The sequence below is a fragment of the Providencia sp. PROV032 genome (genome assembly GCF_028484875.1).
Classification (GTDB): domain Bacteria; phylum Pseudomonadota; class Gammaproteobacteria; order Enterobacterales; family Enterobacteriaceae; genus Providencia; species Providencia rettgeri_E.
Map to the genome: position 1 here is coordinate 1 of NZ_JAMPSX010000040.1, position 24,895 is coordinate 24,895.

General features: G+C 42.9%; 43 protein-coding genes. 37 read left to right on the forward strand and 6 right to left on the reverse strand.

Annotated features, from left to right (window positions below; all coding sequences use genetic code 11):
- The first annotated feature begins 271 nt into the window (after positions 1-271).
- The 32 genes from bfd (at position 272) to PSF42_RS19465 (ending at position 15,913) form a co-directional block, all read left to right on the forward strand.
- Positions 272-472, forward strand: coding sequence for a bacterioferritin-associated ferredoxin (bfd, locus tag PSF42_RS19310; RefSeq protein ID WP_112307800.1), 201 nt, complete (start codon positions 272-274; stop codon positions 470-472).
- A gap of 152 nt (positions 473-624) precedes the next feature.
- Positions 625-1,098: a bacterioferritin gene (bfr, locus tag PSF42_RS19315; protein ID WP_102140604.1), complete on the forward strand. Its 474-nt coding sequence runs from the start codon at positions 625-627 to the stop codon at positions 1,096-1,098.
- A 347-nt stretch (positions 1,099-1,445) separates the two neighbouring features.
- Positions 1,446-1,757 carry a 30S ribosomal protein S10 gene (gene rpsJ / locus PSF42_RS19320; protein WP_001181005.1) on the forward strand — a complete coding sequence of 104 codons (312 nt, stop codon included), beginning with the start codon at positions 1,446-1,448 and terminating at the stop codon, positions 1,755-1,757.
- A gap of 32 nt (positions 1,758-1,789) precedes the next feature.
- Entirely contained in the window at positions 1,790-2,419 is a 630-nt protein-coding gene (gene rplC / locus PSF42_RS19325) for a 50S ribosomal protein L3 (RefSeq protein WP_004265414.1), read from the forward strand.
- A 16-nt stretch (positions 2,420-2,435) separates the two neighbouring features.
- Positions 2,436-3,041 carry a 50S ribosomal protein L4 gene (gene rplD / locus PSF42_RS19330; RefSeq protein ID WP_004265418.1) on the forward strand — a complete coding sequence of 202 codons (606 nt, stop codon included), beginning with the start codon at positions 2,436-2,438 and terminating at the stop codon, positions 3,039-3,041.
- Positions 3,038-3,340, forward strand: a complete 303-nt coding sequence (gene rplW / locus PSF42_RS19335; RefSeq protein WP_004265420.1) for a 50S ribosomal protein L23 — start codon at positions 3,038-3,040, stop codon at positions 3,338-3,340. Before rplD ends, rplW begins: the two co-directional genes overlap by 4 nt.
- A gap of 19 nt (positions 3,341-3,359) precedes the next feature.
- Positions 3,360-4,184 (forward strand): 50S ribosomal protein L2, encoded by an 825-nt coding sequence (gene rplB, locus PSF42_RS19340; protein ID WP_004265422.1) that lies wholly within the window; start codon positions 3,360-3,362, stop codon positions 4,182-4,184.
- Between the two features lie 14 nt (positions 4,185-4,198).
- Entirely contained in the window at positions 4,199-4,477 is a 279-nt protein-coding gene (rpsS, locus tag PSF42_RS19345) for a 30S ribosomal protein S19 (protein ID WP_004265426.1), read from the forward strand.
- A 15-nt stretch (positions 4,478-4,492) separates the two neighbouring features.
- Positions 4,493-4,825: a 50S ribosomal protein L22 gene (gene rplV / locus PSF42_RS19350; protein WP_004265430.1), complete on the forward strand. Its 333-nt coding sequence runs from the start codon at positions 4,493-4,495 to the stop codon at positions 4,823-4,825.
- Positions 4,826-4,842: 17 nt separating this feature from the next.
- Entirely contained in the window at positions 4,843-5,544 is a 702-nt protein-coding gene (rpsC, locus tag PSF42_RS19355) for a 30S ribosomal protein S3 (RefSeq protein ID WP_004907131.1), read from the forward strand.
- A gap of 12 nt (positions 5,545-5,556) precedes the next feature.
- Positions 5,557-5,967 (forward strand): 50S ribosomal protein L16, encoded by a 411-nt coding sequence (rplP, locus tag PSF42_RS19360; protein WP_004265436.1) that lies wholly within the window; start codon positions 5,557-5,559, stop codon positions 5,965-5,967.
- A complete protein-coding gene (gene rpmC / locus PSF42_RS19365; RefSeq protein ID WP_004265442.1) occupies positions 5,967-6,158 on the forward strand; it encodes a 50S ribosomal protein L29 in 192 nt (63 codons plus the stop codon). Before rplP ends, rpmC begins: the two co-directional genes overlap by 1 nt.
- On the forward strand, positions 6,158-6,412 hold the full coding sequence (gene rpsQ, locus PSF42_RS19370) for a 30S ribosomal protein S17 (protein ID WP_004265446.1): 255 nt from the start codon (positions 6,158-6,160) through the stop codon (positions 6,410-6,412). Before rpmC ends, rpsQ begins: the two co-directional genes overlap by 1 nt.
- 176 nt (positions 6,413-6,588) lie before the next feature.
- Complete coding sequence (rplN, locus tag PSF42_RS19375) at positions 6,589-6,960, forward strand: 50S ribosomal protein L14 (RefSeq protein WP_004265449.1); 372 nt, start codon at positions 6,589-6,591, stop codon at positions 6,958-6,960.
- A 10-nt stretch (positions 6,961-6,970) separates the two neighbouring features.
- A complete protein-coding gene (rplX, locus tag PSF42_RS19380; protein ID WP_004265452.1) occupies positions 6,971-7,285 on the forward strand; it encodes a 50S ribosomal protein L24 in 315 nt (104 codons plus the stop codon).
- 15 nt (positions 7,286-7,300) lie between these two features.
- Complete coding sequence (gene rplE / locus PSF42_RS19385) at positions 7,301-7,840, forward strand: 50S ribosomal protein L5 (RefSeq protein WP_006816328.1); 540 nt, start codon at positions 7,301-7,303, stop codon at positions 7,838-7,840.
- 12 nt (positions 7,841-7,852) lie between these two features.
- Positions 7,853-8,158: a 30S ribosomal protein S14 gene (gene rpsN / locus PSF42_RS19390; RefSeq protein WP_004265458.1), complete on the forward strand. Its 306-nt coding sequence runs from the start codon at positions 7,853-7,855 to the stop codon at positions 8,156-8,158.
- A gap of 29 nt (positions 8,159-8,187) precedes the next feature.
- Positions 8,188-8,580, forward strand: coding sequence for a 30S ribosomal protein S8 (gene rpsH, locus PSF42_RS19395; RefSeq protein ID WP_004907134.1), 393 nt, complete (start codon positions 8,188-8,190; stop codon positions 8,578-8,580).
- Between the two features lie 14 nt (positions 8,581-8,594).
- Positions 8,595-9,128 carry a 50S ribosomal protein L6 gene (gene rplF / locus PSF42_RS19400; RefSeq protein ID WP_125895206.1) on the forward strand — a complete coding sequence of 178 codons (534 nt, stop codon included), beginning with the start codon at positions 8,595-8,597 and terminating at the stop codon, positions 9,126-9,128.
- Between the two features lie 9 nt (positions 9,129-9,137).
- On the forward strand, positions 9,138-9,491 hold the full coding sequence (rplR, locus tag PSF42_RS19405) for a 50S ribosomal protein L18 (RefSeq protein ID WP_125895204.1): 354 nt from the start codon (positions 9,138-9,140) through the stop codon (positions 9,489-9,491).
- A 14-nt stretch (positions 9,492-9,505) separates the two neighbouring features.
- Entirely contained in the window at positions 9,506-10,006 is a 501-nt protein-coding gene (gene rpsE / locus PSF42_RS19410) for a 30S ribosomal protein S5 (RefSeq protein ID WP_004265471.1), read from the forward strand.
- A 6-nt stretch (positions 10,007-10,012) separates the two neighbouring features.
- Positions 10,013-10,192: a 50S ribosomal protein L30 gene (rpmD, locus tag PSF42_RS19415; protein WP_004265475.1), complete on the forward strand. Its 180-nt coding sequence runs from the start codon at positions 10,013-10,015 to the stop codon at positions 10,190-10,192.
- 3 nt (positions 10,193-10,195) lie between these two features.
- Positions 10,196-10,630 (forward strand): 50S ribosomal protein L15, encoded by a 435-nt coding sequence (gene rplO, locus PSF42_RS19420; RefSeq protein ID WP_004265478.1) that lies wholly within the window; start codon positions 10,196-10,198, stop codon positions 10,628-10,630.
- Between the two features lie 7 nt (positions 10,631-10,637).
- Entirely contained in the window at positions 10,638-11,963 is a 1,326-nt protein-coding gene (gene secY, locus PSF42_RS19425; protein WP_004265481.1) for a preprotein translocase subunit SecY, read from the forward strand.
- A 46-nt stretch (positions 11,964-12,009) separates the two neighbouring features.
- Positions 12,010-12,126, forward strand: a complete 117-nt coding sequence (gene rpmJ / locus PSF42_RS19430; protein WP_004265484.1) for a 50S ribosomal protein L36 — start codon at positions 12,010-12,012, stop codon at positions 12,124-12,126.
- Between the two features lie 145 nt (positions 12,127-12,271).
- Positions 12,272-12,628 carry a 30S ribosomal protein S13 gene (gene rpsM / locus PSF42_RS19435; protein WP_004907144.1) on the forward strand — a complete coding sequence of 119 codons (357 nt, stop codon included), beginning with the start codon at positions 12,272-12,274 and terminating at the stop codon, positions 12,626-12,628.
- A gap of 16 nt (positions 12,629-12,644) precedes the next feature.
- Positions 12,645-13,034, forward strand: coding sequence for a 30S ribosomal protein S11 (gene rpsK, locus PSF42_RS19440; protein WP_002919257.1), 390 nt, complete (start codon positions 12,645-12,647; stop codon positions 13,032-13,034).
- A gap of 37 nt (positions 13,035-13,071) precedes the next feature.
- The gene (rpsD, locus tag PSF42_RS19445; protein WP_004265487.1) at positions 13,072-13,692 is read left to right on the forward strand and encodes a 30S ribosomal protein S4; all 621 of its coding nucleotides are present in this window, start codon (positions 13,072-13,074) and stop codon (positions 13,690-13,692) included.
- Positions 13,693-13,717: 25 nt separating this feature from the next.
- Entirely contained in the window at positions 13,718-14,707 is a 990-nt protein-coding gene (locus PSF42_RS19450) for a DNA-directed RNA polymerase subunit alpha (RefSeq protein WP_004265491.1), read from the forward strand.
- A 37-nt stretch (positions 14,708-14,744) separates the two neighbouring features.
- Positions 14,745-15,131, forward strand: coding sequence for a 50S ribosomal protein L17 (rplQ, locus tag PSF42_RS19455; RefSeq protein ID WP_004907152.1), 387 nt, complete (start codon positions 14,745-14,747; stop codon positions 15,129-15,131).
- A gap of 131 nt (positions 15,132-15,262) precedes the next feature.
- Positions 15,263-15,679 (forward strand): Zn(2+)-responsive transcriptional regulator, encoded by a 417-nt coding sequence (gene zntR, locus PSF42_RS19460; RefSeq protein WP_125895210.1) that lies wholly within the window; start codon positions 15,263-15,265, stop codon positions 15,677-15,679.
- Positions 15,680-15,712: 33 nt separating this feature from the next.
- Positions 15,713-15,913: an alternative ribosome-rescue factor A gene (locus PSF42_RS19465; protein ID WP_185746965.1), complete on the forward strand. Its 201-nt coding sequence runs from the start codon at positions 15,713-15,715 to the stop codon at positions 15,911-15,913.
- Here the strand turns inward: PSF42_RS19465 and mscL are convergent, their stop codons facing one another.
- The 5 genes from mscL to def form a co-directional block, all read right to left on the reverse strand.
- Positions 15,914-16,324 carry a large-conductance mechanosensitive channel protein MscL gene (gene mscL, locus PSF42_RS19470; protein ID WP_125895202.1) on the reverse strand — a complete coding sequence of 137 codons (411 nt, stop codon included), beginning with the start codon at positions 16,322-16,324 and terminating at the stop codon, positions 15,914-15,916.
- Between the two features lie 105 nt (positions 16,325-16,429).
- The gene (gene trkA / locus PSF42_RS19475; protein ID WP_125895200.1) at positions 16,430-17,806 is read right to left on the reverse strand and encodes a Trk system potassium transporter TrkA; all 1,377 of its coding nucleotides are present in this window, start codon (positions 17,804-17,806) and stop codon (positions 16,430-16,432) included.
- A gap of 36 nt (positions 17,807-17,842) precedes the next feature.
- Positions 17,843-19,126, reverse strand: coding sequence for a 16S rRNA (cytosine(967)-C(5))-methyltransferase RsmB (rsmB, locus tag PSF42_RS19480; RefSeq protein WP_248467219.1), 1,284 nt, complete (start codon positions 19,124-19,126; stop codon positions 17,843-17,845).
- 69 nt (positions 19,127-19,195) lie between these two features.
- Positions 19,196-20,143 carry a methionyl-tRNA formyltransferase gene (fmt, locus tag PSF42_RS19485; protein WP_213914592.1) on the reverse strand — a complete coding sequence of 316 codons (948 nt, stop codon included), beginning with the start codon at positions 20,141-20,143 and terminating at the stop codon, positions 19,196-19,198.
- A gap of 28 nt (positions 20,144-20,171) precedes the next feature.
- Entirely contained in the window at positions 20,172-20,693 is a 522-nt protein-coding gene (def, locus tag PSF42_RS19490; RefSeq protein WP_125895195.1) for a peptide deformylase, read from the reverse strand.
- 133 nt (positions 20,694-20,826) lie between these two features.
- Between def and dprA the strand changes: the two genes are divergently transcribed.
- Genes dprA through PSF42_RS19515 form a run of 5 tightly spaced genes read left to right on the forward strand, consistent with a single transcriptional unit; the run spans position 20,827 to position 24,131 of the window.
- Positions 20,827-21,903: a DNA-processing protein DprA gene (gene dprA, locus PSF42_RS19495; RefSeq protein WP_272680514.1), complete on the forward strand. Its 1,077-nt coding sequence runs from the start codon at positions 20,827-20,829 to the stop codon at positions 21,901-21,903.
- 24 nt (positions 21,904-21,927) lie between these two features.
- Positions 21,928-22,467 (forward strand): DNA topoisomerase family protein, encoded by a 540-nt coding sequence (locus PSF42_RS19500; RefSeq protein ID WP_125895191.1) that lies wholly within the window; start codon positions 21,928-21,930, stop codon positions 22,465-22,467.
- 12 nt (positions 22,468-22,479) lie between these two features.
- On the forward strand, positions 22,480-23,049 hold the full coding sequence (gene tsaC, locus PSF42_RS19505; RefSeq protein WP_102140611.1) for an L-threonylcarbamoyladenylate synthase type 1 TsaC: 570 nt from the start codon (positions 22,480-22,482) through the stop codon (positions 23,047-23,049).
- A gap of 6 nt (positions 23,050-23,055) precedes the next feature.
- Positions 23,056-23,874, forward strand: coding sequence for a shikimate dehydrogenase (aroE, locus tag PSF42_RS19510; protein WP_272680516.1), 819 nt, complete (start codon positions 23,056-23,058; stop codon positions 23,872-23,874).
- Positions 23,871-24,131, forward strand: a complete 261-nt coding sequence (locus tag PSF42_RS19515; protein ID WP_213914595.1) for a DUF1488 domain-containing protein — start codon at positions 23,871-23,873, stop codon at positions 24,129-24,131. The genes aroE and PSF42_RS19515 overlap by 4 nt, the downstream gene beginning before the upstream one ends.
- On the opposite strand, the gene PSF42_RS19520 is transcribed toward PSF42_RS19515, so the two are convergent.
- Positions 24,107-24,652, reverse strand: coding sequence for a gamma carbonic anhydrase family protein (locus tag PSF42_RS19520; protein ID WP_125895185.1), 546 nt, complete (start codon positions 24,650-24,652; stop codon positions 24,107-24,109). The genes PSF42_RS19515 and PSF42_RS19520 overlap by 25 nt on opposite strands.
- Positions 24,653-24,895 lie beyond the last annotated feature (243 nt).

Below are 24,895 nucleotides of genomic sequence, written 5' to 3' on the forward strand. Positions count from 1 at the left end.
TATAGCTTCATCTAGTTTTAAAAAAGGGCACCTTATTTTAGGTGCCCTTTTGTTGTTATAAGCAAAATTTGACTACATAAAATTACAGTATTACGTTGCTATATATTAGCCGTATTATTCATATTAAAAGTTATTTGCTCTTTTAATTTTAGCTGGTTGTATAATTAATCGATCAGTGGCAACTGATCTTTGTAAACCATCAACAATGATAATTGAAATGCAAATCATTTTCATTTAAACTATCTGTATGTGATTTATACAGGTAAGTATCATGTACATCTGTCTTTGTGAAGCCATTACTGATAAACAAATCAGAAATGCCGCAAGAAAATATCAAGTGACCTCGTTGAAGGGCCTACGGCAGATTTTGCCTATAGGCTTAGAATGTGGGAAGTGTATTAGGCAGACAAAGGCAATTTTATATGAAGAACAAATGATTTTTGAGGATGCGTGTGCCACTGAGGTTGCATAGCCTTTAATACCATTCAAATTTATTCCCTCGAACTCCCTCGAAACTTCTCATCTTTTGTTTAACGACATTTTTGTTTAAATGAATTGTGTGAAAATTATACTAACATCAATTTCAGTACTACACTTAAAAGACTGGAAGCGATGGAGGTAGAAATGAAAGGTGATAAAAAAATGATAGCCCACCTAAATAAACTACTGGGCAATGAGCTAGTTGCAATCAACCAATATTTTCTGCATGCACGTATGTTTAAAAATTGGGGACTTACTCGTCTCAATGAGATGGAATATCACGAATCAATCGATGAAATGAAACACGCAGATAAATATATAGAGCGAATTCTGTTTCTCGACGGTATTCCTAACTTACAAGACCTTGGCAAGTTAAATATCGGTGAAGATGTTGAAGAAATGTTGAAATCAGATTTGCAGCTTGAAATCGATGGAGCAAAGAATCTAAAAGAAGCTATTAAATATGCGGACTCGGTTCATGATTATGTCAGTCGAGATCTGATGATTGAAATTTTAGCTGATGAAGAAAACCATATTGATTGGATAGAAACTCAATTAGGGCTAATTAGCCGTTTGGGACTTCAAAATTACCTGCAAGCGCAGGTTAAAGAAGAATAACATAGTATCCTATGGGGATTGACTAAGTAAATTTGTATAAAAAGCCCCCAGTTATCTCTTTTTTCAAGATTGAGGGGGCTTTTCAATAATTCTCTTCAAAAAAAACGCACATATTTTCCTCTATTACTTGTGTTTCCCTCTAATTTACGTATAATGCGCGGGCTTACTGATGAGTAAGCCCTATATTTTAGGACTGAAATATCAGTATTGAGTCAACGATTTGTTGCTCATTTAGACAATACTTCCGATTTGGAAGTTACATCAAGAACGATTACACTCTCCCATCAATCGAAATGGGTACGAGGAGTAATCATTTTACGTTTATAAATAGTTGGAGCTCTGGTCTCATGCAGAACCAAAGAATCCGTATCCGCCTGAAAGCTTTTGATCATCGTTTAATCGATCAATCAACTGCGGAAATCGTAGAGACTGCTAAGCGCACTGGTGCGCAAGTTCGTGGTCCTATCCCGCTGCCGACACGTAAAGAGCGTTTTACCGTTCTGATTTCTCCGCACGTTAACAAAGATGCGCGTGATCAGTACGAAATTCGCACTCACAAGCGTCTGGTTGACATCGTTGAGCCAACCGAAAAGACCGTTGATGCTCTGATGCGTCTGGACCTGGCTGCCGGCGTTGACGTGCAGATCAGCCTGGGTTAATCAGGTCGTCGAACGATTGAGAGGTTGAAACAATGAAAGGTTTAGTCGGTAAGAAAGTCGGTATGACTCGTATCTTCACTGAAGATGGCGTTTCTATACCTGTAACTGTTATCGAAATTGAAAATAACCGTGTTACTCAGGTTAAAACTGCAGAAACTGACGGTTATAATGCAATTCAGGTTACTACTGGTAGCAAAAAAGCTAATCGTGTAACTAAGCCTGAAGCAGGTCATTTCGCTAAAGCTGGCGTCGAAGCTGGCCGTATCCTGCGTGAATTCCGCATTGAAGATAGTGCAGAATACACAGTAGGTCAAAGCATTAGCGTTGAAATTTTCGCTGACGTTAAAAAAGTCGACGTTACTGGTACATCTAAAGGTAAAGGTTTTGCCGGCACAGTTAAGCGCTGGAATTTCCGTACACAAGATGCTACTCACGGTAACTCCTTGTCTCACCGTGTTCCGGGTTCTATCGGTCAAAACCAGACTCCGGGCAAAGTGTTTAAAGGCAAGAAAATGGCAGGCCAACTGGGTAATGAGCGTGTAACCGTTCAAAGCTTAGATGTAGTACGTGTTGACGCTGAGCGCAACCTGCTGCTGGTCAAAGGTGCTGTTCCAGGAGCAACTGGTAGCAACCTGATCGTAAAACCGGCTGTCAAGGCTTAACGTCGAGGAGATAGGAATGGAATTGGTAATGAAAGACGCGCAAAGCGCGCTGACTGTTTCCGAAACTACCTTCGGGCGTGATTTCAATGAAGCGCTTGTTCACCAAGTAGTTGTTGCGTATGCAGCTGGTGCTCGTCAAGGTACTCGTGCTCAGAAAACTCGTGCTGAAGTTTCTGGTTCTGGTAAAAAACCATGGCGTCAAAAAGGTACTGGCCGTGCACGTTCTGGTTCAGTAAAGAGCCCAATTTGGCGCTCTGGTGGTGTTAGCTTCGCAGCTAAACCGCAGGACCACAGTCAAAAAGTTAATAAGAAGATGTACCGTGGTGCTTTAAAAAGCATTCTCTCTGAGTTGGTACGTCAAGATCGTCTGATCGTTGTCGAGAAGTTCTCTGTTGAAGCACCTAAAACTAAGTTGCTGGCACAGAAACTGAAAGATATGGCTCTGGAAGATGTTCTGATCATCACTGCTGAATTAGATGAAAATCTGTTTTTAGCAGCACGTAACCTGTATAAGGTTGACGTTCGTGATGCAGCAGGTATTGACCCAGTTAGCCTGATCGCCTTCGACAAAGTGGTTATGACTGCTGATGCTGTGAAGCAAGTTGAGGAGATGCTGGCATGATCCGTGAAGAACGTCTGCTAAAAGTACTGCGCGCGCCGCATGTATCTGAAAAAGCTTCTACAGCGATGGAAAAAAGCAATACCATCGTTCTCAAAGTTGCGAAAGACGCGACTAAAGCAGAAATCAAAGCTGCTGTACAGAAACTGTTTGAAGTTGAAGTTGAAGGTGTTAACACTTTGCTGGTTAAAGGCAAAACTAAACGCCACGGTCAGCGTTTCGGTCGTCGTAGCGACTGGAAAAAAGCTTACGTCACGCTGAAGGAAGGCCAAAATTTGGACTTCATTAGCGGTGCTGAGTAAGTCGGAGGAGTAAAGAACAATGGCAGTTGTTAAATGTAAACCTACGTCTCCGGGCCGTCGCCACGTAGTTAAAGTGGTTAACCCTGAGCTGCATAAGGGTAAACCTTATGCTCCGCTGTTAGAAAAAAACAGCAAATCCGGTGGTCGTAACAACAATGGCCGTATCACTACCCGTCATATCGGTGGTGGCCATAAGCAGCATTATCGTTTAGTTGACTTCAAACGCAACAAAGACGGTGTTCCTGCAGTTGTTGAGCGTTTGGAGTATGATCCAAATCGTTCTGCGAACATTGCACTGGTTCTATATAAAGACGGTGAACGTCGTTATATTCTTGCACCAAAAGGCCTGAAAGCTGGCGATCAGATTCAATCTGGTGTCGATTCAGCAATCAAAGCTGGTAACGCACTGCCGATGCGCAACATCCCTGTTGGTTCTACAGTTCATAATATCGAACTGAAACCAGGTAAAGGTGGACAGTTAGCGCGTTCAGCAGGTACTTACGCTCAAATCGTTGCTCGTGATGGTGCTTATGTCACATTACGTCTGCGTTCTGGTGAAATGCGTAAAGTTTTAGCTGATTGCCGTGCAACTCTTGGTGAAGTTGGTAACGCTGAACATATGTTACGTGTTCTCGGTAAAGCTGGTGCTAGCCGCTGGCGTGGTGTTCGTCCTACCGTTCGCGGTACTGCGATGAACCCAGTAGACCATCCACATGGTGGTGGTGAAGGCCGTAACTTTGGTAAACACCCAGTAACACCATGGGGCGTTCAAACCAAAGGTAAGAAAACTCGTAGCAACAAGCGTACTGATCAATTCATCGTACGTCATCGTTCTAAAAAATAATTAGAGGATAAACCATGCCACGTTCTCTCAAGAAAGGTCCTTTTATTGACCTGCACTTGCTGAAGAAGGTAGAGAAAGCGGTGGAAAGCGGAGACAAGAAGCCTCTTAAGACTTGGTCCCGTCGTTCAACGATCTTTCCTAATATGATCGGATTGACCATCGCTGTCCATAATGGTCGTCAGCATGTTCCAGTTTTCGTAACCGACGAAATGGTTGGTCACAAACTGGGTGAATTCGCACCGACTCGCACTTATCGCGGCCACGCGGCAGATAAGAAAGCTAAGAAACGTTAAGGATAGGAGGAAGAGATGGAAACTTTAGCTATGCATCGCCACGCTCGTTCTTCTGCCCAGAAGGTTCGCTTAGTTGCCGACCTGATTCGCGGTAAGAAAGTGTCGCAAGCTCTGGAAATTCTGACCTACACCAACAAGAAAGCTGCTGGTTTAGTGAAGAAAGTACTTGAGTCTGCTATTGCTAACGCAGAGCAAAACGATGGCGCTGACATTGATGACCTGAAAGTTGCGAAAATTTTCGTAGACGAAGGTCCAACCATGAAACGCATCATGCCGCGTGCGAAAGGCCGTGCAGATCGTATTCTTAAGCGCACCAGCCACATTACTGTGGTTGTGTCCGATCGCTGAGACTCTGGAGACTAGCAATGGGTCAGAAAGTACATCCTAATGGTATTCGCCTGGGTATTGTCAAACCTTGGAACTCTACCTGGTATGCGAACACCAATGAATTCGCTGACAACCTAGACAGCGATTTTAAAGTACGCCAGTACTTGAATAAAGAACTGGCAAAAGCGTCAATCTCTCGCATCGTTATCGAACGTCCTGCGAAAAGCATCCGTGTGACTATTCACACTGCTCGCCCAGGTATCGTTATCGGTAAGAAAGGTGAAGACGTTGAAAAACTGCGTAAAACAGTAGCGGATATCGCTGGTGTTCCTGCGCAAATCAATATCGCCGAAGTTCGTAAACCAGAACTAGACGCTAAATTAGTTGCTGACAGCATTTCTTCACAGCTGGAACGTCGTGTTATGTTCCGTCGTGCTATGAAGCGTGCAGTACAGAACGCAATGCGTCTGGGCGCTAAAGGTATTAAAGTTGAAGTCAGTGGCCGTTTAGGCGGTGCTGAAATCGCTCGTACCGAGTGGTATCGTGAAGGCCGTGTGCCACTGCACACATTACGTGCTGATATCGATTACAACACTTCAGAAGCGCACACCACTTACGGTGTTCTCGGCGTTAAGGTATGGATCTTCAAAGGTGAGATTCTGGGTGGTATGGCTGCTGTTGAACAAGCTGAGAAACCAGCTGCTCAACCTAAAAAGCAGCAGCGTAAAGGCCGCAAGTAAGGAGAGTCGCTGATGTTACAACCAAAGCGTACAAAATTCCGTAAGGTGCACAAAGGCCGCAACCGTGGTCTAGCGCAAGGTACGGATGTTAGCTTCGGCACTTTCGGTCTTAAAGCTGTTGGCCGTGGTCGTCTGACTGCACGTCAGATCGAAGCGGCACGTCGTGCTATGACCCGTGCTATTAAGCGTCAAGGTAAAATCTGGATCCGTGTGTTCCCAGACAAACCAATCACTGAGAAACCACTCGAAGTTCGTATGGGTAAAGGTAAAGGTAACGTAGAATATTGGGTTGCCTTAATTCAGCCTGGTAAAGTTCTGTACGAAATGGACGGTGTGCCTGAAGAGCTGGCTCGTGAGGCATTCTCTCTGGCAGCAGCGAAACTGCCTATCAAAACCACCTTTGTAACTAAGACGGTGATGTAATGAAAGCACAAGAGCTGCGCGAAAAAAGCGTTGAAGAGCTGAATGCTGAACTTTTGAACTTGCTGCGTGAACAATTTAATTTACGTATGCAGGCTGCAAGTGGTCAGCTGCAACAGTCTCATCTGTTGAAACAAGTGCGTCGCGATATCGCACGTGTGAAGACTTTACTGACTGAGAAGGCAGGTGCGTAATGAGCGATAAAATCCGTACTCTGCAAGGTCGTGTAGTTAGCGATAAAATGGAGAAATCTATTGTTGTTGCTATCGAACGTATGGTGAAACACCCTCTGTATGGTAAATTCATCCGTCGTACGACTAAATTGCACGTACACGACGAGAACAATGAATGTGGTATCGGTGACGTGGTAGAAATCCGCCAAACTCGTCCACTGTCTAAGACTAAGTCTTGGGCTCTAGTTCGCGTTGTAGAAAAAGCTGTTCTGTAATAGAATAACTTTTCCTGATGAATAAACGGCTCTTTTTTGACTGAGCCGTTTATTTTTTTCTGTCCAACACGATGATGTGGTGTTATAATGCCGCGCCCTCGTAGTATGGGTATATTTGAACGGCCTCTTCATAATGAGGTGGCTCAGTAGTAGTTGACATTTAGCGGAGCACTAAAATGATCCAAGAACAGACTATGCTGAACGTGGCCGACAACTCCGGTGCACGTCGCGTAATGTGTATCAAGGTTCTAGGTGGCTCGCACCGTCGCTATGCACATGTAGGCGACATCATTAAAATTACTGTTAAAGAAGCAATTCCACGCGGTAAAGTTAAAAAGGGTGATGTCCTGAAAGCGGTAGTGGTGCGCACCAAGAAGGGTGTACGTCGCCCTGACGGTTCTGTCATTCGCTTCGATGGTAATGCTTGTGTGTTATTAAATAACAACAGCGAGCAAGTAATCGGTACGCGTATTTTTGGGCCGGTAACTCGTGAACTTCGTAATGAGAAGTTTATGAAAATTATCTCTCTGGCACCTGAAGTACTCTAAGGAGCGAACTATGGCAGCGAAAATCCGTCGTGATGACGAAGTTATCGTGCTAACTGGGAAAGACAAAGGTAAGCGCGGTAAAGTAAAGCAGGTTATTTCTTCTAGTAAAGTTATCGTTGAAGGTATCAATCTGGTTAAAAAACATCAGAAGCCTGTACCGGCTCTGAACCAACCAGGTGGCATCGTTGAAAAAGAAGCGGCTATTCAAGTTTCTAACGTTGCAATCTTTAACGCGGCAACTGGTAAGGCTGACCGTGTAGGCTTTAGATTCGAAGACGGCAAAAAAGTCCGTTTCTTCAAGTCTAACAGTGAAACTATCAAGTAATTTTTGGAGTATACGATGGCGAAACTGCATGATTACTATAAAGACGAAGTAGTTAATAAACTCATGACCGAGTTTAATTATACTTCTGTCATGCAAGTCCCTCGGGTCGAGAAGATCACCCTGAATATGGGTGTTGGTGAAGCGATTGCTGATAAAAAACTGCTGGATAACGCAGCAGCTGATTTAACAGCGATCTCAGGTCAAAAACCTTTGATCACCAAAGCACGCAAATCTGTTGCAGGCTTCAAAATCCGTCAGGGCTATCCAATCGGCTGTAAAGTAACCCTGCGTGGCGAACGCATGTGGGAGTTCCTTGAGCGTCTGATTTCTATTGCTGTACCACGTATTCGTGACTTCCGTGGCTTGCCCGCTAAGTCTTTCGATGGTCGCGGTAACTACAGCATGGGTGTTCGTGAACAAATCATCTTCCCTGAAATCGATTACGATAAAGTGGATCGCGTACGTGGTTTAGATATTACTATCACCACTACTGCGAAATCAGATGACGAAGGTCGCGCACTGTTAGCAGCGTTCAACTTCCCGTTCCGCAAGTAAGGCAGGGTACTCATGGCTAAGAAATCTATGAAAGCGCGTGATGTAAAACGTGCTAAATTAGCTGAGAAGTTCTTCGCAAAACGCGTAGAACTGAAAGCTATCATCTCTGATGTTAAAGCATCTGATGAAGATCGCTGGGACGCTGTTCTCAAGCTGCAAACACTGCCACGTGATTCAAGTCCTTCTCGTCAGCGTAATCGCTGCCGTCAAACAGGGCGTCCGCACGGTTTCCTGCGGAAGTTTGGTCTGAGCCGTATTAAAGTCCGTGAAGCCGCTATGCGCGGTGAAATCCCGGGCCTTAAAAAGGCAAGTTGGTAATTCCATTTGAATCACGGGAGTAAAGACAGATGAGCATGCAAGATCCCATCGCGGATATGCTGACCCGTATCCGTAACGGTCAGGCCGCGAACAAAGTTGCGGTCACCATGCCTTCCTCCAAGCTGAAAGTGGCAATTGCCAAAGTGCTGAAGGAAGAAGGTTATATTGAAGATTTTAAAATTGAAGGCGACATCAAGCCAGAACTGGAACTAACTTTACGTTATTTCCAAGGTAAGGCTGTTGTAGAAAGCATTCAGCGTGTAAGCCGCCCAAGTCTGCGCATCTATAAGAAAAAAGATGAGCTGCCACAAGTTATGGCTGGTTTAGGTATCGCTGTTGTTTCTACCTCTAAAGGTGTCATGACTGATCGTGCAGCTCGCCAAGCTGGTCTTGGTGGCGAGATTCTCTGCTACGTAGCTTAATTCGGGAGGAAAGAATGTCTCGTGTGGCAAAAGCACCCGTCGTCATTCCTGCCGGCGTAGAGGTAAAACTCAACGGTCAGGTTATTTCGATTAAGGGTAAAAACGGCGAGCTTACTCGTACTATCCATAATGCAGTTGAAGTTAAAAACGAAGACAACCAACTGACTTTCGAACCTCGTGAAGGTTTTGAAGATGCATGGGCACAAGCGGGAACTACTCGTTCATTGTGTAATGCAATGGTTGTTGGTGTTACCGAAGGCTTCACTAAAAAGCTTCAACTGGTCGGTGTTGGTTACCGTGCAGCAATCAAAGGCAACGCTGTAAGCTTGTCTTTAGGTTTCTCGCATCCGGTTGAACACGCACTGCCAGCAGGCATTACTGCTGAATGTCCAACACAAACTGAAATCGTACTGAAAGGTGCGGATAAGCAAGTGATTGGTCAAGTTGCAGCAGAACTGCGTGCTTACCGTCGTCCTGAACCTTATAAAGGTAAAGGTGTTCGTTACGCCGATGAAATCGTGCGTACCAAAGAGGCTAAGAAGAAGTAAGGTAACACTATGGATAAGAAAGCAGCTCGTATCCGTCGTGCGACCCGCGCACGCCGTAAGATCCAAGAGTTGGGTGCGACTCGCCTGGTGGTACATCGTACTCCACGCCATATTTATGCGCAGGTTATCGCACCAAACGGTTCTGAAACATTGGTTGCAGCTTCTACTACAGAAAAAGCTATCAATGAACAAGTGAAATTCACTGGGAACAAAGACGCAGCAGCAATAGTTGGTAAATTAATTGCTGAACGCGCACTGGAAAAAGGCATCACTGTTGTTGCTTTTGACCGTTCTGGTTTCCAATATCATGGTAGAGTCCAGGCACTGGCAGATGCTGCCCGTGAAGCTGGCCTTCAGTTCTAAGGTAGAGGTGTAAGATGGCTCACATCGAAAAACAAGCTGGCGAACTGCAGGAAAAGCTGATCGCGGTAAACCGCGTAGCAAAAACCGTTAAAGGTGGCCGTATTTTCAGCTTTACCGCACTGACAGTAGTTGGTGATGGTAACGGTCGCGTTGGTTTTGGCTACGGCAAAGCGCGCGAAGTTCCGGCAGCAATCCAGAAAGCGATGGAAAAAGCCCGTCGCAGTATGAAAACCGTTGCTCTAAACAACGGCACATTGTTCCACCCTGTGAAAGGTACACACACTGGTTCTCGTGTGTTTATGCAACCTGCTCACGAAGGTACCGGTATCATTGCCGGCGGTGCAATGCGTGCTGTTTTAGAAGTAGCTGGAGTTCGCAACGTACTGGCTAAAACCTACGGTTCCACAAACCCAATCAACGTGGTTCGTGCAACACTGGATGCTTTAGACAGCATGAAGTCTCCAGAAATGGTCGCAGCTAAGCGTGGAAAATCCGTCGAAGAAATTCTGGGGTAATCGGCTATGGCTAAGACTATTAAAATTACACAAGTTCGCAGTTCAATCGGTCGTCTGCCTAAGCATAAGGCAACACTGGTCGGTTTAGGTCTGCGTCGCATTGGTCATACAGTAGAGCGCGAGGATACTCCTGCTGTACGTGGTATGGTCAACTTGGTTTCCTACATGGTTAAAGTTGAGGAGTAAGAGATGCGTTTAAATACTCTGTCTCCGGCTGAAGGTGCCAAGCACGCGCCTAAACGCGTAGGTCGTGGTATCGGTTCTGGTCTGGGTAAAACCGGCGGCCGTGGTCACAAAGGTCAGAAATCTCGTTCTGGCGGTGGCGTACGTCGTGGTTTCGAAGGTGGCCAGATGCCTTTATACCGTCGTCTGCCGAAATTCGGCTTCACTTCACGTAAAGCAATGATCACTGCAGAGATTCGTCTGTCTGATTTTGCTGCTGTTGAAGGCGATGTTATTGATCTGAACGCACTGAAAGCCGCGAACGTTGTTGGCATCCAGATTGAATACGCTAAAGTTATTCTGTCTGGCGAAGTGAACCGTGCAGTTACTGTACGTGGCCTTCGTGTTACTAAAGGTGCTCGCGCTGCAATCGAAGCTGCCGGCGGTAAAATTGAGGAATAAGTGACAGATGGCTAAACAACCAGGATTAGATTTTCAAAGTGCCAAGGGTGGAGCTGGCGAACTTAAACGCAGACTTTTGTTTGTAATTGGTGCGCTAATTGTTTTCCGAATTGGTTCTTTTATTCCAATCCCTGGTATTGATGCCACTGTGCTTGCCAAATTGCTCGAACAGCAACAAGGCACCATCATTGAAATGTTTAACATGTTCTCTGGTGGTGCTCTTAGCCGTGCTTCTATCTTTGCTTTGGGTATCATGCCGTATATTTCAGCATCGATCATTATCCAATTATTATCAGTGGTTAATCCACGATTAGCAGAGATTAAGAAGGAAGGAGAAGCAGGTCGTCGGAAGATAAGCCAATATACTCGCTGGGGTACTCTGGTATTAGCAATATTCCAATCTATTGGTATTGCTATGGGTCTACCGAATATGCCAGGGATGCAAGGGCTAGTTATTGATCCAGGCCTCCCGTTCTACTTTACGGCAGTTGTTAGCTTAGTCACAGGAACAATGTTCCTGATGTGGTTGGGTGAACAGATAACTGAAAGAGGTATCGGTAACGGTATTTCTATCATTATCTTCGCTGGTATTGTTGCGGGATTACCGCCGGCCATTGGCCATACCATCGAGCAAGCTCGGCAGGGCGATCTGCACTTCCTCCTGTTGCTGTTGGTTGCGGTGTTAGTATTCGCGGTTACTTTCTTTGTTGTGTTTATGGAACGTGGTCAACGTCGAATTGTCGTTAACTATGCTAAACGCCAGCAAGGTCGCCGTGTTTATGCAGCACAAAGTACACATTTACCGTTAAAAGTGAATATGGCGGGTGTAATTCCTGCAATTTTTGCTTCCAGTATCATACTATTCCCGGGTACAATAGCATCTTGGTTTGGTGATGGAACTGGCTGGGACTGGCTGACGACTATTTCTATGTATTTGCAGCCTGGTCAACCGTTATATGTGCTACTTTATGCATCTGCGATCATCTTCTTCTGTTTCTTCTATACGGCGTTGGTTTTCAACCCAAGAGAAACGGCAGATAACCTGAAGAAGTCCGGTGCATTTGTACCAGGAATTCGTCCGGGAGAGCAAACGGCCAAGTACATTGATAAGGTAATGACTCGCTTAACATTAGTTGGCGCATTATATATTACCTTCATCTGCCTAATCCCGGAGTTCATGCGTGACGCAATGAAAGTACCTTTCTATTTTGGTGGTACTTCCCTCTTAATCGTGGTTGTCGTTATCATGGACTTTATGGCTCAAGTGCAAACTCTAATGATGTCAAGTCAATATGAGTCTGCATTGAAGAAAGCAAACCTGAAAGGTAAGTAATCACTTAGTGTGATTATGGTTTGCTTAGAAGTTACGGAGAGTAAAAATGAAAGTTCGTGCTTCCGTCAAGAAATTATGCCGTAACTGCAAAATTATTCGTCGCAATGGTAGCGTTCGTGTAATTTGTAGTGTTGAACCAAGACATAAACAACGTCAAGGTTAAGAAAAAGCATTTTTTTCTTGCAAAGTTGGGTTGAGCTGGCTAAATTAGCCAGCCAATCTTTTTTATCTAAGATACATTATTGTTTGAGTATCCTGAAAACGGGCTTTTCAGCACAGTAATGTATATTTTAACTTAGGAGTGCATAGTGGCCCGTATAGCAGGCATTAACATTCCTGATCATAAACATACCGTAATCGCTTTAACATCGATTTTCGGTATCGGCAAAACCCGTTCACAGGCTATCTGTGAAGCAACTGGTATTGCTGAAAATGTTAAGATCAGTGAGCTGTCTGAAGAACAAATCGACAAGCTGCGTGACGAAGTTGCTAAATACGTTGTAGAAGGTGACTTACGTCGTGAAATTACCCTGAGCATCAAGCGTCTGATGGACCTTGGATGTTACCGTGGTTTACGTCATCGTCGTGGTCTTCCTGTGCGCGGACAGCGTACTAAGACTAACGCTCGTACCCGTAAGGGTCCGCGTAAGCCGATCAAGAAATAAGTCGGGGTATTGAATAATGGCAAAAGCACCAATTCGTGCACGTAAGCGTGTAAGAAAACAAGTCTCAGACGGTGTGGCTCATATCCATGCTTCTTTCAACAACACAATCGTTACTATTACTGACCGTCAAGGTAACGCATTAGGTTGGGCAACTGCCGGTGGTTCCGGTTTCCGTGGTTCTCGCAAATCTACTCCGTTCGCAGCTCAGGTTGCAGCAGAGCGTTGCGCAGAAGCTGTGAAAGAATACGGAATCAAAAACCTGGAAGTTATGGTTAAGGGACCGGGTCCGGGTCGCGAATCAACAATTCGTGCTCTGAACGCCGCTGGTTTCCGCATCACTAATATTACTGATGTGACTCCTATCCCTCATAACGGTTGTCGCCCACCGAAAAAACGTCGCGTTTAATACGTTTCGTTTTTTTTAGGACTGTTGGAGAAAGAAAATGGCTAGATATTTGGGTCCTAAGCTCAAGCTGAGCCGTCGCGAAGGAACAGACCTCTTTCTGAAGTCTGGTGTTCGCGCGATTGACACCAAGTGTAAATTAGAACAGGCTCCAGGCCAGCACGGTGCGCGTAAACCGCGTCTGTCTGACTATGGCGTCCAGTTACGTGAAAAACAAAAAGTTCGTCGTATCTACGGTGTTCTGGAACGTCAATTCCGTAACTATTACAAAGAAGCAACACGTCTGAAAGGCAACACAGGTGAAAACCTGCTGACTTTGCTGGAAGGTCGTCTTGATAACGTCGTTTACCGTATGGGCTTTGGCGCAACTCGCGCAGAAGCACGTCAAATGGTTAGCCATAAAGCTATCATGGTAAATGGCCGTGTAGTTAATATCGCTTCTTATCAGGTTTCCCCGAATGACGTTATCAGCGTTCGTGAGAAAGCTAAAAAACAGTCTCGTATTAAGGCTGCTTTAGAGCTGGCTGAACAGCGTGAGAAGCCAACTTGGCTGGAAGTTGATGCTGCTAAAATGGAAGGTGTGTTCAAACGTATTCCTGAACGTACTGACTTGTCTGCGGACATTAACGAACACCTGATCGTCGAGCTTTACTCCAAGTAAAGCTTAGCACCAAAGAGAGGACACAATGCAGGGTTCTGTGACAGAGTTTCTAAAACCGCGCCTGGTAGATATCGAGCAAGTGAGTTCGACGCACGCTAAGGTGACCCTTGAGCCTTTAGAGCGTGGCTTTGGCCATACTCTTGGTAACGCACTGCGCCGTATTCTGCTTTCGTCTATGCCGGGTTGTGCGGTGACAGAGGTTGAGATTGATGGTGTACTGCATGAGTACAGCACCAAAGAAGGTGTACAGGAAGATATCCTGGAGATTCTCCTCAACCTGAAAGGGCTGGCGGTAAAAGTTCAGGGGAAAGATGAAGTTATTTTAACCTTGAATAAATCTGGCATTGGCCCTGTGACTGCAGCCGACATCATCCATGATGGTGATGTCGAAATCGTCAAGCCACAGCACATCATCTGCCACCTGACTGACGAAAGCGCATCTATTAATATGCGAATTAAAGTACAGCGTGGTCGTGGTTATGTGCCGGCTTCTGCCCGAGTTCATTCGGAAGAAGATGAGCGCCCAATCGGTCGTTTGTTAGTCGATGCTTGCTACAGCCCAGTAGAGCGTATTGCCTACAATGTTGAAGCAGCTCGTGTTGAGCAACGTACAGACTTGGATAAGTTAGTTATTGAAATGGAAACTAACGGTACAATCGATCCTGAAGAGGCGATTCGCCGTGCGGCAACCATTCTGGCTGAACAACTTGAAGCTTTTGTTGACTTACGTGATGTTCGTCAGCCTGAAGTTAAAGAAGAAAAACCAGAATTCGATCCTATCTTATTGCGCCCAGTTGACGATCTGGAATTGACTGTCCGCTCTGCTAACTGCCTCAAAGCAGAAGCTATCCACTACATCGGTGATCTGGTACAGCGTACAGAAGTTGAGTTGCTCAAAACTCCGAATCTTGGTAAGAAATCTCTTACTGAAATTAAGGACGTCTTGGCATCTCGTGGTCTTTCTCTGGGCATGCGTCTAGAAAATTGGCCACCAGCAAGTATTGCTGATGATTAAGATCACAGGTTAAGGTTTTACTGAGAAGGATAAGGTCATGCGCCATCGTAAGAGTGGTCGTCAATTGAACCGCAACAGCAGCCACCGCCAAGCTATGTTCCGTAACATGGCAGGTTCTTTAGTTCGTCATGAGATCATCAAGACGACTCTGCCTAAAGCGAAAGAACTGCGTCGCGTCGTTGAGCCGCTGATTACTCTTGCCAAGACCGACAGCGTAGCTAATCGTCGTCTGGCATTCGCACGTACTCGTGATAACGAGATCGTTGCAAAATTATTTAATGAACTGGGACCTCGTTTCGCAGCTCGTGCAGGTGGTTACACTCGTATTCTTAAGTGTGGCTACCGTACAGGTGACAACGCTCCGATGGCTTACATCGAGCTTGTTGACCGTGCTGTTGAGTCTCAAGAAGCAGCAGCAGAGTAATCTGCCGTCGCTTTCAAGAAAACCGGGTATATTTGCCCGGTTTTTTTGTACCTGCTATTCTTATCTTTCCAAATAAATTTTTCCTTGAATTTTTCGTGATTAATCCTTATTTACAGGTGAGTACGATGAGCATGTATAAGATAGGTGAAATTGCTAGGCTAGCAGATGTGACGCCTGATACGATCCGCTTTTATGAGAAACAAGGTTTGATGGGGCATAAAGAGAGAACTGAAGGAGGATATCGGTTATTTACTGAGCAAGACCTTCAGCGATTACGTTTTATTCGTTATGCAAAGCAGCTAGGCTTTACTTTAGAAGCCATCACTGAATTGCTTTCAATTCGAGTGGATCCAGAACATCATACCTGTCAAGAATCTAAACAGATTGTTGATCTCAGATTACTCGAAGTTGAAAAAAAGATACAAGAGCTTATTATTATGCGTGATTCACTGAAGATGTTAAGTTCAGCATGCTGTGGTGAAGAACATGCGACAACCTATTGCTCTATTATGGAAATATTAGAAAAAGGGGCGTCTAAAGTTTATTAATTCTATAATTTGTTAACTATATGAAGGTATGTTATGAGCAAATATCAACATAAACGTGGTGAGATTAAAGATAATGCGATTGAAGCATTACTCCATGACCCACTATTTCGTCAAAGAGTTGAAAAAAATAAAAAAGGAAAAGGCAGTTATACAAGAAAAGGGAAAAATAAGAAATCAGTTAACTGGGAGGCCAGTGGTAATAAGTTTATTTACTTATTACCACTGGCCTTTTAGTTAATTTTTATTTTGTTCTTTTAAAAGATCACGTATTTCTGATAACAGAACTTCTTCTTTAGATGGTGGAGCTGGCTCTGCTGGTGCTGCTTCTTTTTCACGGCGAACTTTATTCATAACCTTAATTGCCATAAAGATAGCGAACGCGACAATAACGAAGTCAAAAACGGTTTGTATAAACATGCCATAATTTAGTACTACTGCAGGTAAATCCCCTTGTGCTTCTTTTAATACCACGCTGAATGATTTGAAATCAACACCTCCGATCAGTAAACCTAACGGAGGCATGATGATATCAGCAACTAATGAAGATACAATTTTACCAAATGCAGCACCAATAATAATACCAACTGCCATATCCACTACATTGCCCTTCATGGCAAATTCGCGGAAATCTTTTAAAAAGCTCATTAGACGACCCCTTAATAAATAACTCAATTGAAACAAAACATGTATTAGGTTAACAAATTATAGTCGCTAAAATTATTAAGCTACAAATATTTACTATGTTTATTTTTATAAGAAGAATGGACTTGGTTGGAATAATTTTTCTACTTCGGGCACATATTTTTTATCTGTAATAAACATAATGACATGGTCACCTTGTTCAATTATATGGTAATCACTAGCTATAATGACTTCTTCTTCACGAACAATTGCGCCAATAATAGTTCCTGGTGGAAGTTTAATCTCAGATATTTTTTTGCCGACAACTTTTGACGTATTTTCATCACCGTGTGCAATTGCCTCAATAGCTTCTGCAACACCTCTTCTTAAAGATGAAACATTGACTATATCTGCTTTTCTAACATGGCTTAATAGAGCAGAAATAGTGGCCTGTTGAGGCGAAATTGCAATATCAATCACTCCACCTTGAACGAGCTCAACGTATGCGGAGCGTTGTATAAGCACCATAGCTTTTTTAGCGCCCATTTTTTTTGCTAACATAGCAGACATAATATTAGCTTCATCATCATTTGTTAGGGCAATAAATACATCCATTTGCTCGATGTGTTCTTCCGTAAGTAACTCTTGGTCGGATGCATCGCCATAAAATACAATGGTATCATGCAGTAACTCTGCAAGTTCTGTTGCGCGCTTCTGGTTGCGCTCAATAAGTTTCACGCTGTAATCTTTTTCTAGTCGCCTTGCTAGGCCGGCTCCAACATTACCACCGCCCACTATCATCAAACGTTTGTATGGCTTTTCTAGTCTTTGCAGCTCACTCATTACGGCTCGGATATGTTGTGTTGAAGCAACAAAAAAAACCTCATCGCCCGCTTCAATGATTGTTGAGCCTTGTGGGCGAATAGGCCTATCTTGTCGGAAAATAGCGACAACACGAGTATCAATATGTGGCATGTGTTCGCGCAAGCTCGATAGTGCATTACCAACGAGTGAGCCGCCGTAATAAGCTTTTACAGCAACTATGCTGACTTTACCTTCTGCAAAGTTTACAACCTGAAGCGCGCCAGGGTATTGAATTAATTTATAGATATAGTCGATAACTAATTGTTCTGGCGATATTAAATAGTCAATCGGAATTTGTTCTGGCAGAAACAGTTTGTCGGCTTCACGGATATATTCAGTCGCCCTGATACGCGCTATCTTATTTGGGGTATTAAATAGGCTATACGCAATTTGGCAAGCAATCATGTTTGTTTCATCTGAATTGGTGACTGCTACCAACATATCCGCATCTTCTGCGCCTGCATCTCGAAGTACTCTAGGGTGAGATCCATGACCATTGACTACTCGTAGGTCGAACTGATCCTGCAATTGACGTAAGCGATCAGGATCGGTATCAACGACGGTAATGTCATTGTTCTCATCAACTAAATTTTCAGCAAGTGTGCCGCCAACTTGCCCAGCACCTAGAATAATGATCTTCATTACATATTCCTATATCAGAGAACTGTCTACAATAAACTACACAGTTTTGATTAAGCGCGCATAAAAGAAACCGTCACCACCATTAGTGCTCGGTAATACTTGTAAACCAGCATCGGTTCCATCATTTAGGCTGGCATCATTATGTTTAGATAGGAAGTTTTGTATTTGCTTTCCATTTTCTTCGGGCATAATTGAGCACGTAGCATAGACTAGCGTGCCGCCCGGCTTTAAATACGGCCAGATAGCTTCGAGAATTTGCGCTTGTAGTTGCGATAATTCATTGATGTCTGAGTCACGACGCAGCCATTTGATGTCAGGATGACGCCTAATAACGCCTGTAGCAGAACAAGGAGCATCAAGTAAAATACGGTCAAATTGCTGATCTTTAGCCCATTTCTCAGGTTGTGTGCCATCTCCTTGTATAACAATAGCGTGTTGCTTAAGGCGAATCAGATTTTCTTTTACTCTTTTAAGGCGATGTTCATCGATATCTACAGCAATAACATTTGCTTTAGGAGCTAGTTCCAAAATATGGGTAGTTTTCCCACCGGGGGCAGCACATAAATCTAAAATATTTTCCCCATTTTGAGGTTCTAGCAATTCAGCACAACCTTGAGCTGAGACATCTTGTACTGTAGACCAGCCATCTACAAAGCCCGGGAGACGCGATACTGCAGTGGGTTCATCTAACCGAATAGCATTTGGATGTGAGGGGTGCAAATGTGCGGTTATCTCAGACTGTTCTAATAAGTTGAGATACTGTGCAGCAGTGTGATGTTGAGAATTTACTCTTAACCACATAGGTGGTCGTTGGTTATTTGCCTCAATAATAGATTGCCAATCATCTGGATAGGCTGTTTGTAGGCGTTTTAATAACCAGCTCGGATGTAAATATTGGCTAGTGTTGTTAGCTATTCTCTCTTCTAGCTGTGCTTGCTGGCGCTGAAATGAACGTAACACACCATTAATAAGCCCTTTTAATTGGGGCTTTTTCAGTGCAACCGCTCCATCGACTGTTTCTGCTAATGCGGCATGAGGAGGAATGCGAGTGTAAAGGAGCTGGTAGATACCAACCATAATTAAGTAATGTAGAGTTCTTTGTTTACCCGTTAATGGTTTTTCCATTAGCTGGCTAATAAACCATTCAAGCTTAGGTAAATAACGTAAAACACCAAAGCAAATTTCTTGTAATAATGCTTTATCTTTATCATTGATATTACGCTGTAAGTCAGGTAGTACAGTACTTAATGATTGCCCATTATCAAGGACTTGGTTAATTGCTGTTGCCGCGATACTACGCAAATTATATGTATTTTTCATATAGAGAAGATGGATTCATTAGTGACTGAAATAAAACAGCCCGAAGGCATCAGGCTGTTTACAAGTTCGTTATGCTAGAATTTGCTCTGGGATAAACCATTCGCGACGAGAGTTTAGGATATCTTGTGCACTCATTGCTTTTTTGCCAGGCGGTTGTAGCTGAGTAATATTTAGTATGCCATTTCCTGTGGCAATGGATATACCTTTTTTATCAGCGCTAATAATTGTTCCTGGTTGCTTATCATGGGTTTCTGTGAGTACTTCAGCTTGCCAAACTTTAATGAGTTGTTCTTCAACCATGAAATAGCTCATTGGCCAAGGATTGAAAGCACGAATGCAACGTTCAATATGTACAGCATCATCTTGCCAATTAATGCGAGCTTCTTCTTTCGATAATTTTTCAGCATAATTTGCCAATGTTCCGTCTTGCTTTTCAGCAATGCATTGGCCTGAAGATAACATCTCAACAGTATGGATTAATGCTTTAGGGCCTGTTATTGCTAATTTATCATATAACGAGGCGCTAGTATCACTAGGGGTAATTGGGCAAATTGCTTTGTAAAGCATGTCACCAGTATCTAAACCTGCGTCCATTTGCATAATAGTCACACCCGTTTCAGTATCACCAGCCCAAATAGAACGTTGAATCGGCGCAGCTCCTCTCCAGCGAGGTAATAAAGAGCCGTGAACATTCAAGCAACCTAAGCGAGGGATATCAAGAACGGCTTGTGGTAAAATCAAACCATAGGCAACAACAATCATTAGGTCAGCATTTTGGTTCTTTATCCACTGCTGGTTTTCGCTATCCTTAAGTGAGACTGGTTGAAAAATAGGTAGTTGATGCTCTTCAGCGAGAACCTTGACAGGACTTGGTGTTAACTTTTTGCCTCTTCCTGCTGGTTTGTCATGGCGAGTGAGGACGCCAACGATTTTGTGTCTGGTATTTAAGAGAGCAGCTAAGTGTTTGGCCGCAAAATCTGGTGTACCCGCAAAAATAATTTTCAATGGCTCTGACACGTTAATTTCCCTATTTATATGTAGCGAATTAGCTATTTTTGGCTTCTTTTGCTCTTAGTCTGTCTAATTTTTCAACTTTCTGGCGGATGCGCTGACGTTTTAAAGGTGATAAGTAGTCGACAAATAGCTTACCAACAAGGTGGTCCATCTCATGTTGAATACAGATAGCTAATAAACCATCAGCCTCCAGTTCAAAAGACTCACCATCATAGTTTAGTGCGCGAACTTTTACTTGCTCCGCGCGAGGGACGAAACCATGTTGTTCTGGAATAGACAAACAACCTTCTTCGATACCCGTTTCCCCAGATTTATCCAGTAATTCAGGGTTAATAAGAACCAAACGCTCATCACGCGTTTCGGACACATCAATGACGATGATTCTTTGATGGATATCGACTTGTGTTGCTGCAAGACCAATACCTTCTTCTTCATACATGGTATCGAACATATCATCAACGATACTCTGTATAGAAGCATCAACTTTGTCTACTGGCTTAGCAATTGTGCGTAAGCGTTCGTCTGGATAATGTAATACGTTTAAGACTGACATAAATTTTTCGAGCGGTTTCCAAAATGTGAAAGGGAATTAATGACTATTCTAGACATTTCTCCTTCATATTAACAGTATTGGTTACGATTTGTTCACTGAAGAACCTATCTGTTAATAAGTCAGGATGACAATAATGAATACCCAAGAGATTTGGTTAAGAATGTCGCAGGTTAAAAGGCTATTACCTTTGCATGCAGTAAGAATAATTAATGAGTTAAAACAGTTAAATAAAATTAGCTATCAGGACTTACACCATCATGGCTTGAATGAAGTACAACAATTGCAATTTATGAATGTATCTATGTACCGGCTTGAGAAAGTTCAGAGATGGCTTTCAAATGAGCATCATCAAATGATTACTTTCTGCGACCCTCAGTACCCTTTTTTATTAAAGCAGATCTATCGCCCCCCTCTTTTATTTTTTGTTATGGGCAAAAGTGAATTATTACTAACACCACAAATTGCTATAGTTGGAAGCCGGAGAGCAAGTGAATACGGCAGAATATGGACTAACTTATTTGTAAAGAGTTTCGTGCACCATAGTATCACCATCACAAGTGGACTTGCGTTAGGTATTGACGGTATAAGCCATAAAGCAGCTCTCGATAACCGTGGTGAGACAATTGCGGTTTTAGGTAGCGGATTAGCGAATATTTATCCGCGACAACATGCTGAATTAGCTGAAAAGATTAAAAGTTGTGGCGCTTTGATTTCAGAATATTGGCCAGATGCACCACCATTACCTAAGCAATTTCCCAAAAGAAACCGTATTATTAGCGGGTTAAGTAAAGCAGTTATTGTAATTGAAGCAGGTATGAAAAGTGGCTCACTGATAACTGCTAGATACGCACTAGAGCAAAACCGTGATTTGTTTACATTACCTGCTCCATTGGGTAATCCAGCATTTCATGGTAACCATTGGCTATTACAGCAAGGAGCTTATTTATTAGCTGAACCCGAAGATGTTTTGCAGCATATCGGTGATGGGTTAAATTGGATACAAACAGAATTACCTATAGAAGAGACACCCCTTGAGTTTAATGTGGTAGAAAATAAAATTTTAGGTATGGTGGGGTACCAAGCGACACCCGTCGATGTTATTGCAGAGCAAACCCAAATTCCAGTTACTCAAATTATTACCATATTAACTGAGATGGAAATCAATGGGATAGTTAGCTCGGGGGCTGGTGGATATACCAGAGTGACTTAGTTAAAAGCAACAGTAGAGAAAAACATGTCTAAACAACTGCCCTTCGATACAGAAAAAAATGAATATTGTCCAGAATGCGATTCTTTGCTTGTTATTCGCAATAGTTCACATGGGCCGTTTTTAGGCTGTTCAAGTTATCCACAATGCCATTATATGAGGCCGCTAAGACCTACAGTAGAAAGTCATATTGTAAAAGTATTAGAAGGCCAACATTGTCCGAAATGTAGTTATGACTTAGTGTTGAAACAGGGGCGATTTGGCATGTTTATTGGTTGTAGTAATTATCCTGTATGTGAACACATTGAGTTAATTGATAAACCGGATGAAACGAAAATTTCGTGCCCGCAATGCCAAAAAGGGAATTTATTACAGAGAAAATCACGTTTCGGTAAGACTTTTTATGCTTGCGATAATTATCCTAACTGTCAGTTTATATTAAATAATAAGCCTATTACTGGTAAATGTGAGTATTGTGAGTATCCATTACTTATGGAAAAAAGAGGGGGACAGGGAGTAAGATTATTTTGTGCCAGCAAACGCTGCGGTAAGCAACAAGAAGAATAATGAGTTAAAACTATGTCAAATATATCTACACCTGCAATTGAAAGTATCATAAGTTCATTACAGCACGAGGAGGTTATAGCCTACCCAACAGAAGCAGTATTTGGACTAGGCTGTGACCCTGATAGCGAAACGGCAGTACGTAAGTTATTGGAATTGAAGCAACGCCCTTGGGAAAAAGGGTTAATCCTTATCGCTGATAGTTACGAACAATTAAAAAACTATATAGATGATGAGCAGTTAACGGAAGATCAAAAACAAGCGATGTTTGCAACATGGCCGGGGCCAGTAACATGGGTGATCCCCGCAAAAGTAACGACGCCAAAATGGTTGACTGGTCAGTTTGATACCATCGCAGTGCGAGTTACAGACCATGAATTAGTAAAAAATTTGTGTCGTCATTATGGCAAGCCTCTGGTATCTACAAGTGCTAATTTAAGTGGATTAGAGCCATGTAGAACAACGGAAGAAGTTATGGAGCAGTTTGATGGAAGTATTCCTGTCCTTGATGGAATAGTTGGTGGCCGTCAAAATCCATCTGAAATAAGAGATGCCAAAACCGGGCAGTTATATCGTAAAGGATAATATATTATGGAAATGTTTGCGGTTTTTGGTAATCCAATTCAACACAGTAAATCACCTGTTATACATAAAATGTTTGCAGAGCAAACAGGGATTGCCCTTGAATATGAAAAAATTCTAGCGCCTGTAGAGGGATTCGAACAAAGCCTAATAGGTTTTTTTTCGCAAGGTGGAAAGGGCGCAAACATTACATTGCCATTTAAAGAGCGTGCTTTTCAGGTTGTTTCTGAATTAACGACAAGAGCCCAAACTTGCGGTGCAGTTAATACGGTCATGAAGCTTGATGATAATCGATTGCTGGGGGATAACACCGATGGAATGGGGCTTTTGTTAGATTTGCAACGTTTAAAGTTTATTCATCCAAATAGCCGAATATTAATGATTGGTGCTGGTGGTGCAACACGTGGAGCATTATTGCCACTTTTAGAATATGGCTGTGATATCACTTTGACGAATAGAACCTTTTCTAAGGTTGAATTATTAGTTAATGAATTTTCAGCACTAGGTAAAATGAGCGGGAAAGAGATCTCACAGATCGTATCTGCTGATTTTGATCTGATCATCAATGCGACTTCATCTGGTGTAAATGGAGAGGTTCCTGCAATCAATCCAAATGTGTTTAGCGATCAAGTTGCATGCTATGACATGTTTTATCAATCATCATTAACGCCCTTCCTTGAGTTTGCTACTCAATATAAAGTGACTAAAATAGCCGATGGCCTAGGTATGCTAGTAGGGCAAGCCGCGTTTTCTTTTAAACTATGGCATGGCATTCTTCCCGAAATCGCACCTGTTCTATCTACCTTATATAAGGAATTGAAAGGATGAATCAGCAAATTCAATTTCCTGATAGAGAAGCGTGGGATGAGCTATCTAAACAAGTACGTTTTCCTGTATTGATTAGCGGAATGCTTGCTGAATGTGCAATTCCTCAGTCACTGTTATTTCAACGTTATGGCAACGAAGAAACACCTCTGAGATTATTTCAGCAATATCGATGGGATATAGAAGAAGATTTTGAAGCCTTGATTGAACAAGGCCTCGATAGTGAAGATGGGCTTTACATATTATCAGAAGCTAAATAGTTATTTTTCCATTCAACATAGTTATTCGCTGAATAACGTAAATGACCTAACTCAGCATCAGTCAATTTTCGGATGGCTTTTGCTGGGCTCCCTGTATATAAGTAACCAGATTCGAGCCTTTTGCCCTGAGTTACTAAACTGTTAGCTCCAATAATAACGTCATCTTCCACTATAGCCCCATCAATGACAATTGATCCCATTCCAACCAGCACTCTATTTCCTATAGTGCAACCATGTAACATAACTTTATGACCAATGGTGACATCTTCTCCAATAATTAACGGGTTTCCCTCTGGATTACTTGCCGACTTATGTGTGACATGTAGAACTGAGCCATCTTGAATATTAGTGCGCGCGCCAATAGAAATATAGTTAACATCTCCACGCAAAACACTGAGAGGCCAAATACTGACATCATCAGCTACGCGAACATCCCCAATTACAACTGAAGATGGGTCAATGAAAACGCGTGCATTAATCGAAGGGTAAATACCTAAATAAGGACGTAAAAGTGTATTCATAGTGATAACCGTAAAAAGAAATAAAGGATAGCCGTTAAATAACTCGTTAGTTCATTATGAATTTATGAGCCAAGTAGGTTGCTAAAGCTAGAATTATAGGCATGAAGTCGTTCTTTTTATAATCGTTCTGCGGTGAAAAAGCACAAGATGGCTATTTTATCCGCAAACGGAGTTTTTTTTAAAAAAAAAGGTTGTGTAATTCTGAAGGCTCCCTATAATGCGCATCCGTTGTCACGACAAACA